The organism is Gilvimarinus gilvus (assembly GCF_030518155.1).
GTDB lineage: Bacteria > Pseudomonadota > Gammaproteobacteria > Pseudomonadales > Cellvibrionaceae > Gilvimarinus > Gilvimarinus gilvus.
The window spans coordinates 1-307 of the sequence record NZ_JAULRU010000818.1; the positions used below are offsets into that span (position 1 = coordinate 1).

Consider the following 307-nt stretch of genomic DNA (forward strand, 5'->3'; position numbering starts at 1 on the left):
CTGAATTTGGTTTACAAATCGTGCATATGGAAGGTGGAAGTTTACGCAACGCTATTCCTCGCGAGTCTTGGGCTAACATTGTAATTCCTTCTGACAAAGTGGATGCTTTCAAAGCGTCTTACGAAACTTTACGCGCAGAAATTATTGAAGAATACGAAACGAAAGAACCTAAAATGGTGATTACGTTAGAACCAACTGATGCAACTGATGCAATGTCAGCACAAGATTCTAAAGTTTTTGTTCAAACAATTATGGCAGCTTTCAATGGTGTTTACAGAATGAGTCCAGACGTTGAAGGTTTAGTAGA

General features: G+C 38.8%; 1 pseudogene. It reads left to right on the forward strand.

What is annotated here, in order from left to right:
- A pseudogene (locus QWI17_RS21635) lies at positions 1-307 on the forward strand (hypothetical protein); the annotation flags it as partial.